The sequence below is a fragment of the Fulvivirga kasyanovii genome (genome assembly GCF_009711405.1).
Classification (GTDB): Bacteria; Bacteroidota; Bacteroidia; order Cytophagales; family Cyclobacteriaceae; genus Fulvivirga; species Fulvivirga kasyanovii.
The window spans coordinates 1-15,886 of sequence record NZ_SMLW01000521.1 but is presented as its reverse complement, the minus strand read 5'-3'; the positions used below and the strand labels follow the sequence as shown (position 1 = coordinate 15,886).

Below are 15,886 nucleotides of genomic sequence, written 5' to 3'. Positions count from 1 at the left end.
TCATTAAAACAGATTTTTAATTTTATACCATACCCCTGCCAGGCCTGAGGGTTGGGCTGTGTATGCTCCCCCAACTGCCACTTCGCCCAATATTTGCACATCCATCAACATGTTGATTTCCAGTACTTCCGGAGAATTTTTTCTTATGGTATACTCTTCTGTTTTAAAGCCAATGAAACTAAATACCAGAACATCGCCCTCTCTTAACTCTGCCGGAAATTTAAACCTTCCTTCTATATCGGTTACGGTGCCAATTTCCGTTCCCTTCAGTATTATGTTTACACCTGGTAATAGCTCATTATCTTCATAAGTTACTACACCACTTACAATATAACCTTCTGCTGTTGACATTGAGGATTCGGTCTTTTTACCATCTGTATCAAAAATCTCTGTTTTTGCTTTCGAGTTTGGTAGCGCCAAACTGGTTTCCTTGCTGATAAAAACCAGGGCAGCACTTAAGAGACCGGTTTGCAGCCACTTATAACCGGTGCGAGGAGTCGAGGGTAACTGGTGTGGATATGTTCTGAGCTGATCTTTTCGAAAGCGACCACAGGTATTGGATGATGCACTTTTGAAGTATTCAATAACTTCAGCATCACTCATTTTAGTGAAATCAATTACGTTTTTACTGCATGAGCTACAGAAGCCACCTGTTGCTGTGGGAGAAAAACTGTCCCATTTTTCGGAACACGGCTTTGATACGGAGAGGGAAAGTTGTTTTTGCATAAGTCAGTTTTTTATAACGGGATGCAGACGGCAAGATAATTCCATAAAAGTAAATTAAAAAAAATCTGATGTGTAAGTAGTATAATACGCTACTCTCGTGCAGTAATCAGTATATCCTTTGGCCTCAGCACATTTTTCTCATAACCATGAGCTGCAACATTGATCATAGACAAGCCAATGTCTGTAGTGTTTACAATCGAATCGGGTGAAAGCTTTTCAAGCAACTTGATTAGCCACATAAAATAGTCGTAGATGAACTGGTAAATTTTAGTACGGGATTTAATGCCTTTCAGAGGAATGATTGCACCCGGCCTATACATGAAAGCTTGCCTGAAACCTATATTAAGAAGGTCATTTTCTGTTTTACCTTTTACTCTGGCCCACATTGAACTGCCTTTTTCGGTTGAGTCAGTGCCCTCTCCCGAAACGTACGTAAAGGTCATATTCGGGTTTATGACATGCAATGTTTTGGCCAGGGCCAGAGTATAGTTGTAAGTTATGGTGGTATACCGCTCTTCCTTCATGCCAGCGGCGCTTACTCCAAGACAATAAAAGCAGGCATCGTACCCTTTGAATTCATCTTTTATCTCTGAATAATCTTCAAAGTTATCATGTAATAATTCCCTGAGCTTATTATGCTGTACCCCTACACTGCTTCTGCCTAAAACCAATACCCTATCCACGGCCTCATGGTCCAGGCATTCCAGAAGCACTCCTTTGCCTATCATTCCAGTCGCTCCGGTAATTATAACTTTCATCATTCAGCGGGTTGTTTAATAGTTTCAATTTACATTTTTTTTTGATAGAGTTACTTAGTCCTGCCCGAGTTACACTACACCAGGCCAATAAATGACCTGCCAGGGTGGTAAGTACATAAAAAATCAGTTACATGACCAAAGCATTTTAGTTGGTGATTATCAATGAATTAACTGTTTAAAAACAATCTTAAATGCTCATATCTTACTGATTATCAATTAATTAATATGTAATTTCTGATTCTTTCTTTTAACAAAATAAGTGCCTAAATTAATGGAGCTACCGTTTGAATTGAGCCTTATTCATTCACATATTTTTGGAACTAATTGTCTGTAAAGCACTTGCAGTTTCAGAAGCAAATGGTGTGGTAGCTTATACCCCAAGTCTGGCAACCAAATACCTTAATATAGCATGAATGATTTCACCCAAGCTTTTGAAGATGCCGGTTTCAATATCGGAGAAATGAAAGTACTGACAGACTGCAGTTCTGACCCTGTCGCTTATAATGCCGCCCGCCAAATCTTTAACCGGCGGTTCCACTTTCGTCCGTGGGCTATTGTATACCCAAGGACGGCAGAAGATGTATCCAGCCTTGTTAAGTTCGCATTTCAATCTGATCGTGAACTGCGTGTAAGGGGTGGTGGCCATGACCATGAAGGCGAATGTATGGCTACAGATGCCCTGGTGTTGGATATGAGACATATGAACAATGCCACTATTGACCATCAGGCTCATGTAGCGCGCATACAGCCGGGTTGTATTTTTAAAAACCTGATCAAGGTATTGAATGAGAACAAAGTAGGCATACCTCATGGCACGTGCCAGACCGTAGGCATTACAGGCTTCACACTAGGTGGTGGCTGGGGGCCTTGGACACGCAAGCACGGTATGTGCTGCGAGAGCCTGGTGGGCGCTACTATCGTACTTGGTGATGGCAGCATCAAAACGCTTTCTGACCAGGGTACTGATGAGGAAAAGGAACTGTTATGGGCGCTGCGTGGCGGTGGCGGATTCAGCTATGGCATAGTTACCGAGCTGGTGATCAAAACATTTCCTTTGCCGGAAACTACCTATAAGTTTGCTGCTACCTGGAATATGAAACCGGCACTGGAAGTGCTTAAAGGCTGGGAAAATGCTATTGCCCCTGGCCAAAGCCCTAATTTGCTGGGTACTAACCTCCAGATCTTTGCCAAACCTGCCGACAATACACCGATTGAAAAGTCCGCTCATGATTGCACCTTCTTTGGCTATTACGCAGGCACCAAAGAAGAAATAGAAGCCGAAATCAAGCAATGGTTCCCTAACCTCCCTCCTGACCATCTGGAGTTCTTCTCTGATGAAGGGCCTGATCATCATTTGCAGTTTTCTTCCTGGGAGCTCACCTCTCACCGTAGAAGAATGGCCATTAAAAGTGGGCGACCATTGCTTCGGGATATACCACTGGAGGATGACATTCCTGCTCCTCACAAAATTACTTCCAGACTGGTCAATGCAGATGGGCTTGGAGATGAAGGTCGCAAAAAACTGATCAGAAGCCTGGAATCTGACCTGCTGTTTGAGAAGGGTGAAGTACTTGGCGTAAGGGCATATGTTACTCTCGGGGCTATATCCGGCCCCTTTTATGCGAACTATAAACCAGCCGACTTTCCTCAGGGCAGCGCTTTTCCATATAAAGACCGGCCTTACACTATTCAGTATCAGGTATGGTGGGACACTGACAGGAATATCTCACCTGAAGAATCAGAAAAAGCAGGCGTGAACCTCTATACCAACAGGGCTATGGACTGGCTTGAGGAATGTCGAAAGGCTGAGTTTCCACAAACCAGCGGCGCTTTTATCAGCTTCAAAGATGATGGTGTACCTACGGAAACTTACTTTATGCAGAGTTATGAAAAGCTGATTGAGATCAAAGAGAAATATAGCCGGGATCCGGAGAACAGATTCAGGTCGAGGAAGACGATAATTTAGATTAAGATTTATGGACCTGCTCATAATGATAAAGCAGGTCCATAAATAGCTATGCGATCCGGAATGTTTAAGCAATTACATAGGTTTTGTCTTTTCCATTCTCTTTATAGGTCATATTAAAACCTTTCTCTATTTCAATTGGTTCTGCCAGCAACTTATTCATGTCCAATATAAGCCTGCCCATAAATCTCAGATTAAAGTCTTTTAAGAAATGGGTTTTGTCAATACCCTTAAATGCCTTTACAAAAATCTTCTTTTCATAGTGCACATGGGTATTTATAGCTTTGCTTAAGTTATCAAAGTGCTCTACAAGCCGGTTAACCATAACATCCACGTTATTGAACTCAAGTATTTCTACTGTCTTGGCACTATTATAGGCTTCATAGTTGCCTTCCCCACCTTCATACATCGCCAATTTGGACAGGTTTTGGTCATTAAAATAATTGTAAAGCTCCTGAGCTACAATCCCGGGTATGGTATCGGGATGATTCTTAGAGTAACTCTTGAGATAATTTGACCAAAAGGCTGTATAATGCTCCCTACGTAAATCAATATTGTTTCTGACAGGGATATCTATGTAATCCACCTGTAACATGGAGGCGGCCAGAGCTGAAGGTATGAGTGTTTTCAGGGAGGACCTGAAGTATGGGATAAGCTCATCAAATTCTCCTTGTGGTACTTTCAGGAAGCAATGATATGTTATTGGATCGTCAGTTTTATCGAGTACCTCTGTCTTGATCTTATTGATTACCTCAGAACTTTTTTGTTGTGGTATAATATCCCAGGTAACTGCCCAGTCAACAATATCCAGAAGCTCCTTGGTATTGGTCTTATTCTCAGTCATATCAAAAGAAAGTCCGAAACCAAAATCAAATTTTTCGGCCGTGAGATCTTCTTCTTTTGATACATAAACAGGCATCGAAGCATCCATATTCATCATATATATGTCGCTATTCTTTCCATGTTTGTATGTTTTGGTACGCTTACGGCTGTAGGTATCAACTTTGACTCCGATGAGACCGGACTTACTTTCCGTTAAAAATTTCCTCTCTGTTACCTCTTCAAATTCCTTTTTAATGCTTGATGTAAGCTTGAAATTGCCAAAGGCCAGGTTCACCCCAAATGATCTGGTAATTTCTGTTGCTTCCCTCTTCAGGTAACTTGTTAATTCAAAGCTACTCTGGTCTTTTAAATAGGCTTCTACCAAATCTCCCACCCGGAGCTTCACAATGTCTCCATGGAACTGCTCCATCGCATTTTTGGTAAACCGGCCGGAAAATATGGATTCGTTGGTTTTAATGATGTTATAGTCGTAGGCTACTCCTAAAGCCACTTTATTGGTGATGACCTCAAGCAATTTCTCTTTTACTTTTCCCTTCTTCTCCTCGTATTTCTCTTTAAAATCTTCAACAGAAGAGATGTCGGTAAGATTGAGCAATGACGCTGCTCTTAATGCCTTTTCAAAGTCTGCCTCTTTTAGGCCGGTTGTACTGATTTTGTCATTGATATATTTGAACAACTCCTCTTCCACCCCTTCAAAAAACTTATCCACCAGATCATTGAGCTTATCCTTATCACCCAAAGCCGCCTCAACACCTGCCTTGGCTTTTAGCTCCTTTGTCCGCTTCACAACTTTATTGATACACACTTTGAATTTGTCCTCTGCCTGCCGGATAATCACAACTGAAAAATCATCCTCAATCTCAATTTTAAAATCTACCGATGCAGAGGCATCAAGTTTAAGATCCACCTGCCCGCTAAGGTTCAGCATACCGGCCACCAGGGAGGCCGTTCCGCTATAGACATCGGTAACTTTTACCCCTGCATTTAAGGCCACTTTGCCCGCAGCTTCAAAAGCCATGGCTTCGTTAACCTTTAAACTGGTAACATCGGCCTTTTTAAAAATGAATTTGAAAGAACTTACGTCACTGGTAAAGGCATCCTTCAGGCTGGTATTGGCATCGTGAATGCGGAATGACTTTATTTTAAAAAGTTGTTCCGCATTGATTCCCAGATCAAATTTGCCCAGGTTTTCCGCACCTGCATTAGCTTTGACCTTACCTTCCAGCGCATATCCCAAAAGGGCTTTGTCTGTATAAAGAGATGATGCTTCAGGCCAATGTTCAAAGATTTTTGAATCAATGGAATGATCGTTGGTATCATTGAAAAGGTTTAGGGAAAAGGCCCCCTCGGCTTTCGCACTGAAGAGAAAATTTTCTCCGGGAAGGGCCAGTGACGGAGTGGCGCCTTTCTCTGAAATCAGCTCTGTAGCCAGTGTTTTATCACTTACTTTTTGTCCATTCAGGTTAAGCAGATCGGGGATTAGGTCTTTGATGTTCATTTTATTTGTTTTTAGAAAAGATAGTTTAGGTTTAATTTTCTTTCTGACTTCTAATTTAACGAAGTATGCATCCCGATATCAATACCCAACCTTGGGTATTTTTGCCTTAAAATCTTTGAAGGTATAACACAAAAAAAGAAGCCGTCCCGTTAGAGACGACTTCAGCTAAGCTAAAACCAAAGCTAAAACTCTGTAGAGCAGACTCCTCTACCTAATCTGCACTTTCCTTACTTTAACCTCGTCAGCGGTAATCACTTTTACCAGATATGTACCTGGCTCAAGGGCTGAGGTAGACATGGTCAGTAAGTCACCCTGGTAGGCTTTGGAGTAAATCTCCTCTCCTGCCATGCTGTAAATTAAGATGCGTGCGTTTTCGGATTGATCTCTTAACCTGATATGAAGCACATGGTCTGCAGGATTAGGGTAAATGGAAAAGCCATCGATAAGTGCCTCTTCGAGGGCTTCATCAATATCTTTAATCTCAGCAGCCAATTCATCTTCCTGGCTTATGCGCGACACACTTGAACCGTAGTTGTAATTAACTGCATTTTGAAAATCGCTTCGGGCAGTCGGCAAACTTCCATGATTGTTTGCCAGTGCAAAATATTTCCACATACCATCATCTTCATATACAAACCAGCAAAGCGCATTAATCTTTTGTCCGTAGGTATTCTCCCCAGTCGCATTGGTATTCCAGTTGTTGATCTCTCCGAAAGACTGTTGCATCCAACCCGAAGGATAGCTGAATGCCGGGGCATCGCCACCTACTACCTCCGGACCAGTAAGGCCATGGTATGTATTGGTTTCGGTAATAAATACAGGTTTTGTTCTGGCGTATGAATACTTGGCGAGCACTTTCATCATTACCTTATAAGAACCAAAGCCCCAGGAGTTCTGCGCTCGGTGTGCTACCTGCAAGGCAAAAGGCCTGTCTGCCGTAGTGTACCAGTCGCGGTTATCGCTACCATGCATGCCATAAGTATGGATGGCATAACCATCACATTGCCCTCCTATCTGGTTTACTATCCTGTCAAAATACTGATCGTAGTAAACATGGGCACCGGTCCAGGTGTATTGACCCACGGCATTCCAGTTGGCTACTGGCCCAACCAGGATCTGTGCACCTGGTACAGCGGCCTTTACGGTACTGTAAACCGTTTTGAAGCAGTTGGCATACTCATCGGCAGGCACTCCTTTGCCGTCTCCGTCAGGAGCATACTCATAGTCCTGATTCATTTCATTACCAATGTGGAAGTATTTTACTCCGTAATTATTATAAAGGTTGCTGACAATATTCCGGCATCTGTTGGCGAACTCCTGGTGCAAGCTCGGGTCAGGGATGGTATTTCCATAGTTCCAGTTTATTCTTACTATGGGCTGATACGCTCCTTCACTGTTAATGGCGCTGATTAAGCCATTAAGTGCGTTAGGGTCATTATGCACGGCATTGATCACTTCAAGTGTCCACCCTTTTTTACCGTTCATTAAGCTGCCTGCGCCTGATGCCCAGAAATGAATGCCGTAAATGGTCTGGTTGCCTCCCCCGCTACATCCTGGCACCGTAAAGGAGGGGCCGTTGGTATGTGTTGAGCCATTCCAGATCCTCCAGTAATAAGTCTTTCCGGGCTGTAGTGACAAGGTTTGAGAGCAGTTGTCATACCATACGCACAGACCGCTGCTGGACGTACTGCTTACATTATCAATTCGTTTGTGAAACGTTCTTGTGTCAGCCGGGAAGCCGCTGTTCTCTGATACATCGATCCACCAGCCTGAGCCACTGCCCGACCAGGTGAAATTAGCCGTGTAAGCAGAGCTTGAGCAGCCGGGTTTGGATACATTCAGGCTGGTGGGTGTTCCCGAACCTGCAGGAGTACCGTTGACCTCAATTTCAGGAATACGGGCGTACTGGTCCACAAAATTAGCTTCGTGGATGTAGTACCGCACATACCTGGCCCTTTGCTGACTCGCCGGAGGGTCATGATGCGTAGTGTGGTGCTGAGCCGTGTTGGTATATGTTGCAACAGTGGTCCAGTTACTACCGTCCAGGCTGAGCTGCACACTATACCTTTTGGTGTTAAAGTAGTAAGGTTCACCACCGGTGGCAGCGTGCAGTATTTTAACCCTGGTTACATTATACTGCTGTTGCAGGTCAATGCGTATCCAGTGCGGAGCATATGCACTGCTGCTTGTTGTCCATTTTGTACCCGTGTTGCCATCTACAGCCTTACTGCCGTCATAAGCACTGCTGTAGTTACTACTGGTAAGTGTCGGTTTGTAAAGCGCAATATTCTGCGCACTTACCACATGAGATGTCAGGCACAAACAGACCAGTACCAGACATAGGTTTAAAAGTTGGTTTTTGTTTTTCATAATTTATTGGTTATTAGTTGGTTAATGTTTCTGATTGAAATCAAGTACTAATAATGCGAGAAGCGAAGTTTTTTGGATTGCTCACCATTTTGTACATGAATGATATAAACTCCCGGCTTAAGCCAGGCGATGTTTAATGATTCTATGCGGGGGTCACCTGCCGGTAATTCTTTATAGATCAGCTCTTTGCCATGCATATCTGAAATTGACAGCTTAGTCATATGCTTCAATCCTGTTAATTTCACATTCAGTACACCGGCTGTTGGTACCGGATAGATAGAAAAGAGACCTGCTTCTTCAGGATCAATGACCGGTTCATTTTCAAAACCCATGGATCGCTCATTTCCGGCTGTCAGGGAAGCCATACTTACACCCCTGTAACTATGCCAGGCCGGTCTTGGGTTATGATTAAGATCTACCAGCCCGTAGCTTTCATTGTAAGGGTTCCAATGGGTTCTATCGTCCCAGGCAAACCAAAATGCCACTTCTACTTTACGCTTATTACCATCTTTCAGGGTTTTAAAAAGGTTATAGCAATTGCTTAGGTACTGCGCCTGGGCCTGTTGGTCGTTGTTGACCTGCTGATAGGCTATGCCGAATTCTGTTACCCATATTTGGCGCCCGGCAGTGTGGCGGTAGAATTCATTGATGGATTGATCCATATAGCCATGCGCCGGCCACCCTATCCCTCCTGCAACGGCCTGATAAGGATGCAATGCGGCTTTGTCAAAATAAATGGCTCCATTCCAGTAGCTTTTAACATTGTCCAGGTATTGCCCTCCTGAAACGGCTCCTGAAGCCAGCCCTGCAGAGACTACAATAGGCGGATTAGACAGGGTTTTTACTTTTATATATGCCTGCTTCAGCAAGGCTGCATACTGGCTTTCAGGGATGTGGAATTGTGGTATGTCCGGTTCATTACCAATTTGTACAGCCGATATCCATGGATTTTGGCTCACGATCCTGTGAACCTCATTGGCAAAGTGGATTACATAGTCATTCCAGGTCATCGAGCCCTGAGGTATAGTTTCACTGTTAAAAATAACCAGCCATTTCACGTTGCTCTGGGCACTGGCAGGTGGTGTAAAACCCGCCTGATACATAATAGAACGCACCCATTTTACTCCAAGGTCGGTGTAAGCCTGGGCCGGAGGGTTCTGACCGCTGGCTACAGGGTTAGCGTTAACACATAGGCCATACAATTCATCACCACCAGTGCTGCATGCGTTAACCGTAAAGGGTTGTCCGCTTGTGTGCACTGATCCGTTCCATATTCTCCAGTAGTAAGTTCTCCCGGGTAGCAGGGAAAGTGTTTGTGAACAGTTGTCATACCATACACATAAGCCACTGCTGGTGGTGCCGGTTACATTGTCGATGCGTTTATGATATGTTCTGGTATCAGCAGGGAAGCTGCTATTCTCTGACACATCGATCCACCAGCCTGAGCCGCTGCCTGCCCAGGAAAAACTGGCACTATAGGTGGATACCGAACAGCCCGGAGTAGACACGCTCAGGTTCGAAGGCCCCCCGGAACTGGCCGGGCTGCCATTGACCTCTATCTCAGGGATCCTCGCATATTGATCCACAAAATTTGCTTCATGCACATAGAAACGTACATACCTCGCCCTTTGCTGACTTGCAGGAGGATCGTGGTGCGTGGTGTGGTGCTGGGCCGTATTGGTATATGTGGCTACAGTGGTCCAGTTGCTGCCATCGAGACTTAGCTGTACACTGTACCTCTTTGTATTAAAGTAGTATGGTTCCCCGCCGGTAGCTGCATGGAGTATTTTCACCCGGGTAACGTTATACTGCTGTTGAAGGTCAATCCGGATCCAGTGAGGTGCATTTATTCCGGTCTGGGTAGTCCATTTTGTCCCGGTGTTGCCATCTACCGCTTTGCTGCCGTCGTAAGCACTGCTATAGTTGCTGCTGGTGAGCGTTGGCTTATATTGGGCAATGTTTTGAGCGAATGCTGGCTGAGTCAAGGCTGTTACTGCCCATAGCAAGGCCATCAGCATCATGTATTTGATTACTTTCATGGTTGGTTTTGGTTTATGGTTATTGATTATTTAGAATATGGTCTGCATGATTGGTTAAGTCATGCATAGTGAGCTAACCCGGTCAGGGAACACTTCCATTTTTCCGGAGACTTCTCAAAGTATACAGACACACGAAACCGGTAAAGCAATGTGCCGTTTTGTGGAGTTGACAGATGGTTTTCATATAATTATTGATTTACATTTACCTGCTCTGCCGGGGGCAGACAAAACATATAGTAAATCAATAATGAAGCAGACAAACACAGAAAAAAAGCGGTAGGACAATACTAGTACACCCTGATAAATCGCCAGGGGTCAGGTAAGTTGAGCTGCAGCACCAGTTGAATTTTTATAGGTTTGAAGGATCAAAAAGGAGTTGATGAAGGGGCGGAGGAGAAAAAGAAAAGCCTTTTCCTGACATATCAAGAAATGGCCTTTCTTTAGATTTTTAGTCTTTCACAATAAACTTACTCGAGTAAAGTTTGTCCTTATTCCGGATTTTTACGAGGTAAATACCCTCATGAAGGGCTGAAATATCATATTCGATGCGGTGCTTGCCTTTGTCCATTACTCCGGTTTCCATGACAGATACTTTATATCCTGACATATCAAAAATTTCAATGAACACTTGTGAATCCTCATGAAGTTCATAACTCAAAGCTATTTTTGTACTGGCAGGATTAGGGTAAACAGAAGTGCTGAAATTATTGGTCTCTGAAACATCCGCCCATGAGGCTAAGATGTTATCCGAAACGGTTACATGGTCAAATGTGGCCGTACCCAGACCATTGACATCATGGCTCGTCACTACCAAACCAATATAAGCATCGGAAGCCATGGCAATGTTAAGGCTTCCTGCCTCGTTCCAGTTTGTGCCATCCGTGGATTCGTACGCTGTAAGTATACTTCCGGAACGCACCAGCCGCAGCCAATGTGGTGCCGTGGATGTACTCCCGGCCGTATGGAATGATGTACCTCCGGTAACAGAACGGTTTTGAAAGGCAACACCGTTGGAAGGTGTCACGGCTATCATGGCATGTCTGGCATTGGCAGCAAGTGTCTCCCTGATCATCACTCCTGCTTTAGCCCAAGGGTTTGTATTGGAAATAGAGCTAACACGCGCCACTATTTCACCATCTCCGGTCAATGTCCGGTATACATACTGAAACTGATCATTAGTACCCCATATATCGTTACCCGCTCCTTCCAAAGTGAAAGTACCGTTGGCATAGCTGGCACTTCCTGTAAGGGATGGCGCTCCGATGTCTGCGTGGGAATAAGGTGATGGCAAGTCAGTATTCTGGGAGAAAGTTATCTTGTCCAGATTGAAGTCTCCTGAGATCATTTCAATTCGGAGGATGTGCCGCCCTTCCTCCAGGGTTATACCGCTCAAGGTATGGGTTTGCCAGACCTGCCAGCCTCCCGTAGCGTTAAATGAAACGGTACCAGAGACATCGGCACCATCTGCAAGTATTTTTAGCGATCCGGTACTACTTTCTGCTGCAGTGCTAAAGTCGAGAGTGTAATTACCTGATGCCGCCACATCTATGCTATATTCAAGCCATTCCCCAGGCAGTGTCCAACCCACATTGTACCCGCCTAAAGTACAGGACTCAATATCCACGGCTTCTCCTGTACGGTATTCCCCACCCTCATTAGCAGTGGTATTATCGCTATAAGCAACTCCTGGCCCACCGAGATCAAAATTTTCAGCTTCCAGTGTGCCCGGTATGGAGATAAAACCATCAAAGGGAGACTGAATATTCCCTGCACTTGTGGTCGCATAAGCCATGTTGGTGTAACCGGAACTACCTGATTCATTCACGGCCTTCACCCTGTAGTAGTAGGTGGTGGAAGCTGAAAGCCCGGCATCAAAATAGCTGCTTATGTTCCGGTCGCGGGTGGCTATTACAGACCAATTACTGCTACCATCAGGAGAACGCTCCACTTGAAAACCGGTTTCATTCCCCGCATTGTCGACCCAACTCAAATTGATCTGTGTGGAAGATGCGGCCGATGCACTTAATGCTGTAGGTGCCGCCGGAGGTGTGCCTGATGCTACGTCGGGCTTCCACCAGTTTCCTGAAATAAAAAGCATGCAAAGCAGGTTGTAGGTATCTTCAAAATAACCCGCCTGCATATTCCTGATGGTATTCCAGCCACTGTTGAGGAAGTCCTGATGGCTACTGCTCACTACAGATGCCGCTACGAAGGGCGCTATAAATACTGCGGATTGATAATTTGATCCCGGCAATGGCGTACCGTTGAGCTGATAACCGGCCCGGATATTGGCTGGGTTATTTCCCGTAGCGGGCTTAACCCAGCTTATCAGCTTGTTTGCCACGTTGTAGGCATCGTTGGTACCATACAGTGCGTAATCCATAACCACTCGCAAAGGAAACCGGCCGGCATTGTAATAGTAATCTCCTGTTTCCGGAAATTCGCCTAAATAGTTTGGTGGTGCTGGTTGTGGTGGGTTGTTTACAATAAAGTCAGAAACTAGCCCGGTTGAAGAAGAATAATTGCTGCTGAAATTACCATAAACCCCATACAGGTTGTTGATAACATTCAACCAGGTAACATCATTGGTCTCTTTATAAAAAGCACGCATGTGGCTGAACATCCAGTCAGAAGGACGGGTATTGTAAGCGCTTTTCGCATCCCAGTCCCCCAGGTTCAGCCGGTTATTTGTGGTTACGTTTTCAAGTTTTAAGGCGTTAATGGTGTTGGTGGCTTCCTGAATATAATTGATGCTGCCTCCTGACCCCCATTGGTAATGGGCAAGAATTAAGGCGTAGGCTATATCCATATCACCATCTGTAGCTGAACTGAAATGCCCCTGGGCATTAACATCATCAGCCACTACCCATCCCATCAAATACGGGTTGTTCACACTACGGAAAGCCCGTGCCGTAGCAAAAAGTCCGTCAAAGTATAGTTTGGCATTTGTATCATAGCCGGCCATAAGTGCGGTAATGATCATGCCATAGCCCTGCCCTTCCGATGAGCCCAAGGCTGTAAAACCATCAGGATTGCCGGTGATCTCACCCTTGACGTAATAGCCGCCGGGAAGGGATGACAACCCCGTTTTCAGGTACTTATTTTTCCAATAAGAATAATAGGCTGCGACATCGCTGTTGAGGATAGATTGTGCCAATGCCGGTTTAATAGTGCCCGGATAATCCACTGCCTGTGGAAAAGGTTTTTGCTGTCCATAATTTCTAAAGCTAACAAGTAATGTCACGGCCAATAGCAGCACATACTTAGGGTTTAAGTTGATTTTTGGTTTCATAAAATTGTTGGATTAGTTGGTTTGTTAATAAAATACTAAATCCTTTTCCTTGTCGAGGAGAATGTGTGCTACAACCAGTCCTGCTGTTCTATGAAGGCCTTTCACTCAATTTAGTAAACTTCTGGTATATGTGAAATTGCTCTTTTGTTTAAAGAATATAACCGCAACTTAAAACCCTGATAGTGAGTCAAAAAGATTACTTTCTGCGAAAAACCCTATCCAAAGGGGTAACACTTTAGTACTTCGGTTGATCTGAGGTTGAATGAGCTGACAAAATGTTGGCTTAATAAAACCTAAAACCATACAATCATGAAAAACTTAAAGATGATCTTAGCCGGATTAACCATTGTTATTCTAGCTGGCTGCAGTGAAGAACACGCACTTACCCCTTCGAATGGAGATAGCACCTCAACAACGAGAGCGCAGTGGCCTGACTATGGGTGGCTTGATGTAGATTTTGAGCTACCCGAAATCAGAGGCCTGGTCTATATCTACGGTGGTGGCCCCTGCTATTCCAATGGTGTGCAGGTACCCTGCGATCCTATAGCAGTTACACAGATGCCGTGTACTTATCCCAATGGGTTTTGCGCACAATACTATTTAACGGGAGCTCCAAGTGTTGGTGGTGTACCCATAGAGAAAGAAAAGCTGGGCTTGCTAAATATAGCGCTACCCAAAAGGGACTTGCCCAACCGGGACAAGGTACTCAGGCAGCTTGTTAAGGATCAGGTCGAAACTGATAATCCGGAAAGGACTGCAGATCTGATTGTCAGCACATTTAGCTTCCCGGAAGACAGTCCGCTTTCGGAAGAGGTGGTAGAGTATTTCCGAAAGCACAGCCGGAATGCCGATTTCGAACAAATATTAGTTAAAGCCGGAGACTATAAGATCCTGTATGACAATGAACATCCTGATGGGTATGTAGAGGCTTTTGTAGTTGCTAAATAAATCAATATGAAACCCCGGGGCTTTGGCCTTAGGGGTTTACATTCCCTGCTTTCATATATCAGCACACGCCATTGCAATATCTACAATATCCAGTATAGGCCTTTCCCGCTCTTCAGATGTACCAAAGGCACCGGTTACAATATTGTCACTGACAGTAAGAATACTCAATGCCTGCACCCCGGCACCTGCTGCCATAGTATACAGCATCGACGTCTCCATATCGGCACATAACATTTTGTGGGCTGTCCATACTTTCCAGCGTTCCGGGTCATTTTTAAAGTAAAAAAGGTCGGTGCTGAAAACATTGCCTACCCTTGCATTTATGCCTTTGTCATTAGCTGCTTTCCAGGCTTTCATGAGCATGTCAAAATCTGCCAGAGGCGCAAAATCCAGTCCCTGAAAAAGTATTCTGTTGGCATTTGAGTCTGTAGATGCGCCCTGTGCTATGATGATTTCACCTAAAGCGATTTCGGGCATCAAAGCACCACATGTCCCTACCCTGATAAGCTTTTTAGCACCATAGGTATGAATTAATTCATGAGTATAAATGGCCAGTGAAGGTTGTCCCATACCCGTGCCCTGTACCGAAACACGTTTACCCTTATAATATCCGGTAAACCCCAGCATATTACGAACCTGCGTATAGCAGGTAAAGTCAGTCAACATGTTTTCTGCAATGAACTTAGCTCTCAGCGGGTCGCCGGCAAGAAGTACGGTTTCAGCAATATCCCCTTTTTCAGCACCAATATGTATACTCATAGATTCGGTAGTGTTTTGATTACAAACTACCTCTTTTTAGAAGTGTACAGGAATGTCAATTGTTAGTTGATGGGATGATAAAAGTCAGGGGTTTATTAAAAGAATTTGAATTAAACTAATGATCATGGTACTCATTAACAGCATGTCTTTCGGGTACTCAGAGGCCTAAATTGCCTGCTACAGATCGGTACTGATCAGTCCAATGATTTCCTACCTCTTTGACCTCTTTTTCACCGCTTTCCGCTGTCCATACTTTCCAGTTCGGAACTTCGTTTTCAGCGCTATATGTCAGTTTCAGGCAACCCATTTTTTAATGCTGCCCAAGATAGAACTTTTTCCTTTTCATTTGAAAAACTCATTTAAAAAGATAACTCCTTCAAGTTAAAGGCTTAGATCTGGAAACCTAAGTATGTAGTTTAAATAAATATTGGCAGCTATAATTAAGTCCCCAAAACTAACGTCAGGATTTTCCATATATGATTTTATACAAGCATGCCTGAACTTAACTTCTTGTACCGGATTTAAAGTAACTTCTCTTTCTTTCAACACTGCATTCATTAGCTTATCAACCTGCTCATCTGTTGGTCTTTCTGTACTTTCCATTTTTTCTTTTAAGTTAAAACTATTATTCCCAAAAGCCCGTTCTGATCAACCCCACAACCCGAAGCTAAGTTACATAACATGCCC

General features: G+C 44.2%; 11 protein-coding genes. 2 read left to right on the top strand and 9 right to left on the bottom strand.

Annotation, left to right across the window (positions count from 1 at the left end):
* Positions 1 to 3 precede the first annotated feature (3 nt).
* Together E1163_RS11270 and E1163_RS11265 are read right to left on the bottom strand one after the other, a co-directional pair.
* A complete protein-coding gene (locus tag E1163_RS11270) occupies positions 4 to 726 on the bottom strand; it encodes a carboxypeptidase-like regulatory domain-containing protein (RefSeq protein ID WP_155171705.1) in 723 nt (240 codons plus the stop codon).
* Between the two features lie 89 nt (positions 727 to 815).
* Positions 816 to 1,487 carry an NAD-dependent epimerase/dehydratase family protein gene (locus E1163_RS11265; protein WP_343033812.1) on the bottom strand — a complete coding sequence of 224 codons (672 nt, stop codon included), beginning with the start codon at positions 1,485 to 1,487 and terminating at the stop codon, positions 816 to 818.
* A 406-nt stretch (positions 1,488 to 1,893) separates the two neighbouring features.
* Between E1163_RS11265 and E1163_RS11260 the strand changes: the two genes are divergently transcribed.
* Positions 1,894 to 3,450, top strand: a complete 1,557-nt coding sequence (locus E1163_RS11260; RefSeq protein WP_155171703.1) for an FAD-binding oxidoreductase — start codon at positions 1,894 to 1,896, stop codon at positions 3,448 to 3,450.
* Positions 3,451 to 3,517: 67 nt separating this feature from the next.
* Here the strand turns inward: E1163_RS11260 and E1163_RS11255 are convergent, their stop codons facing one another.
* The 4 genes from E1163_RS11255 to E1163_RS11240 form a co-directional block, all read right to left on the bottom strand.
* On the bottom strand, positions 3,518 to 5,791 hold the full coding sequence (locus E1163_RS11255) for a hypothetical protein (protein ID WP_155171701.1): 2,274 nt from the start codon (positions 5,789 to 5,791) through the stop codon (positions 3,518 to 3,520).
* A gap of 207 nt (positions 5,792 to 5,998) precedes the next feature.
* Positions 5,999 to 8,161, bottom strand: a complete 2,163-nt coding sequence (locus tag E1163_RS11250; protein ID WP_155171699.1) for a discoidin domain-containing protein — start codon at positions 8,159 to 8,161, stop codon at positions 5,999 to 6,001.
* Between the two features lie 47 nt (positions 8,162 to 8,208).
* Entirely contained in the window at positions 8,209 to 10,200 is a 1,992-nt protein-coding gene (locus E1163_RS11245; RefSeq protein ID WP_155171696.1) for a discoidin domain-containing protein, read from the bottom strand.
* Between the two features lie 448 nt (positions 10,201 to 10,648).
* Positions 10,649 to 13,492: a glycosyl hydrolase family 8 gene (locus tag E1163_RS11240; RefSeq protein ID WP_155171694.1), complete on the bottom strand. Its 2,844-nt coding sequence runs from the start codon at positions 13,490 to 13,492 to the stop codon at positions 10,649 to 10,651.
* A 309-nt stretch (positions 13,493 to 13,801) separates the two neighbouring features.
* Here E1163_RS11240 and E1163_RS11235 point away from each other — a divergent pair, with 309 nt between their 5' ends.
* Positions 13,802 to 14,440 (top strand): hypothetical protein, encoded by a 639-nt coding sequence (locus E1163_RS11235; protein WP_155171692.1) that lies wholly within the window; start codon positions 13,802 to 13,804, stop codon positions 14,438 to 14,440.
* A 51-nt stretch (positions 14,441 to 14,491) separates the two neighbouring features.
* Here E1163_RS11235 and deoD read toward each other — a convergent pair whose 3' ends face one another.
* The 3 genes from deoD to E1163_RS11220 form a co-directional block, all read right to left on the bottom strand.
* Complete coding sequence (gene deoD / locus E1163_RS11230) at positions 14,492 to 15,199, bottom strand: purine-nucleoside phosphorylase (RefSeq protein WP_155171690.1); 708 nt, start codon at positions 15,197 to 15,199, stop codon at positions 14,492 to 14,494.
* A 157-nt stretch (positions 15,200 to 15,356) separates the two neighbouring features.
* A complete protein-coding gene (locus E1163_RS11225; protein WP_155171688.1) occupies positions 15,357 to 15,506 on the bottom strand; it encodes a hypothetical protein in 150 nt (49 codons plus the stop codon).
* A 74-nt stretch (positions 15,507 to 15,580) separates the two neighbouring features.
* Complete coding sequence (locus E1163_RS11220; RefSeq protein WP_155171686.1) at positions 15,581 to 15,802, bottom strand: hypothetical protein; 222 nt, start codon at positions 15,800 to 15,802, stop codon at positions 15,581 to 15,583.
* Positions 15,803 to 15,886 lie beyond the last annotated feature (84 nt).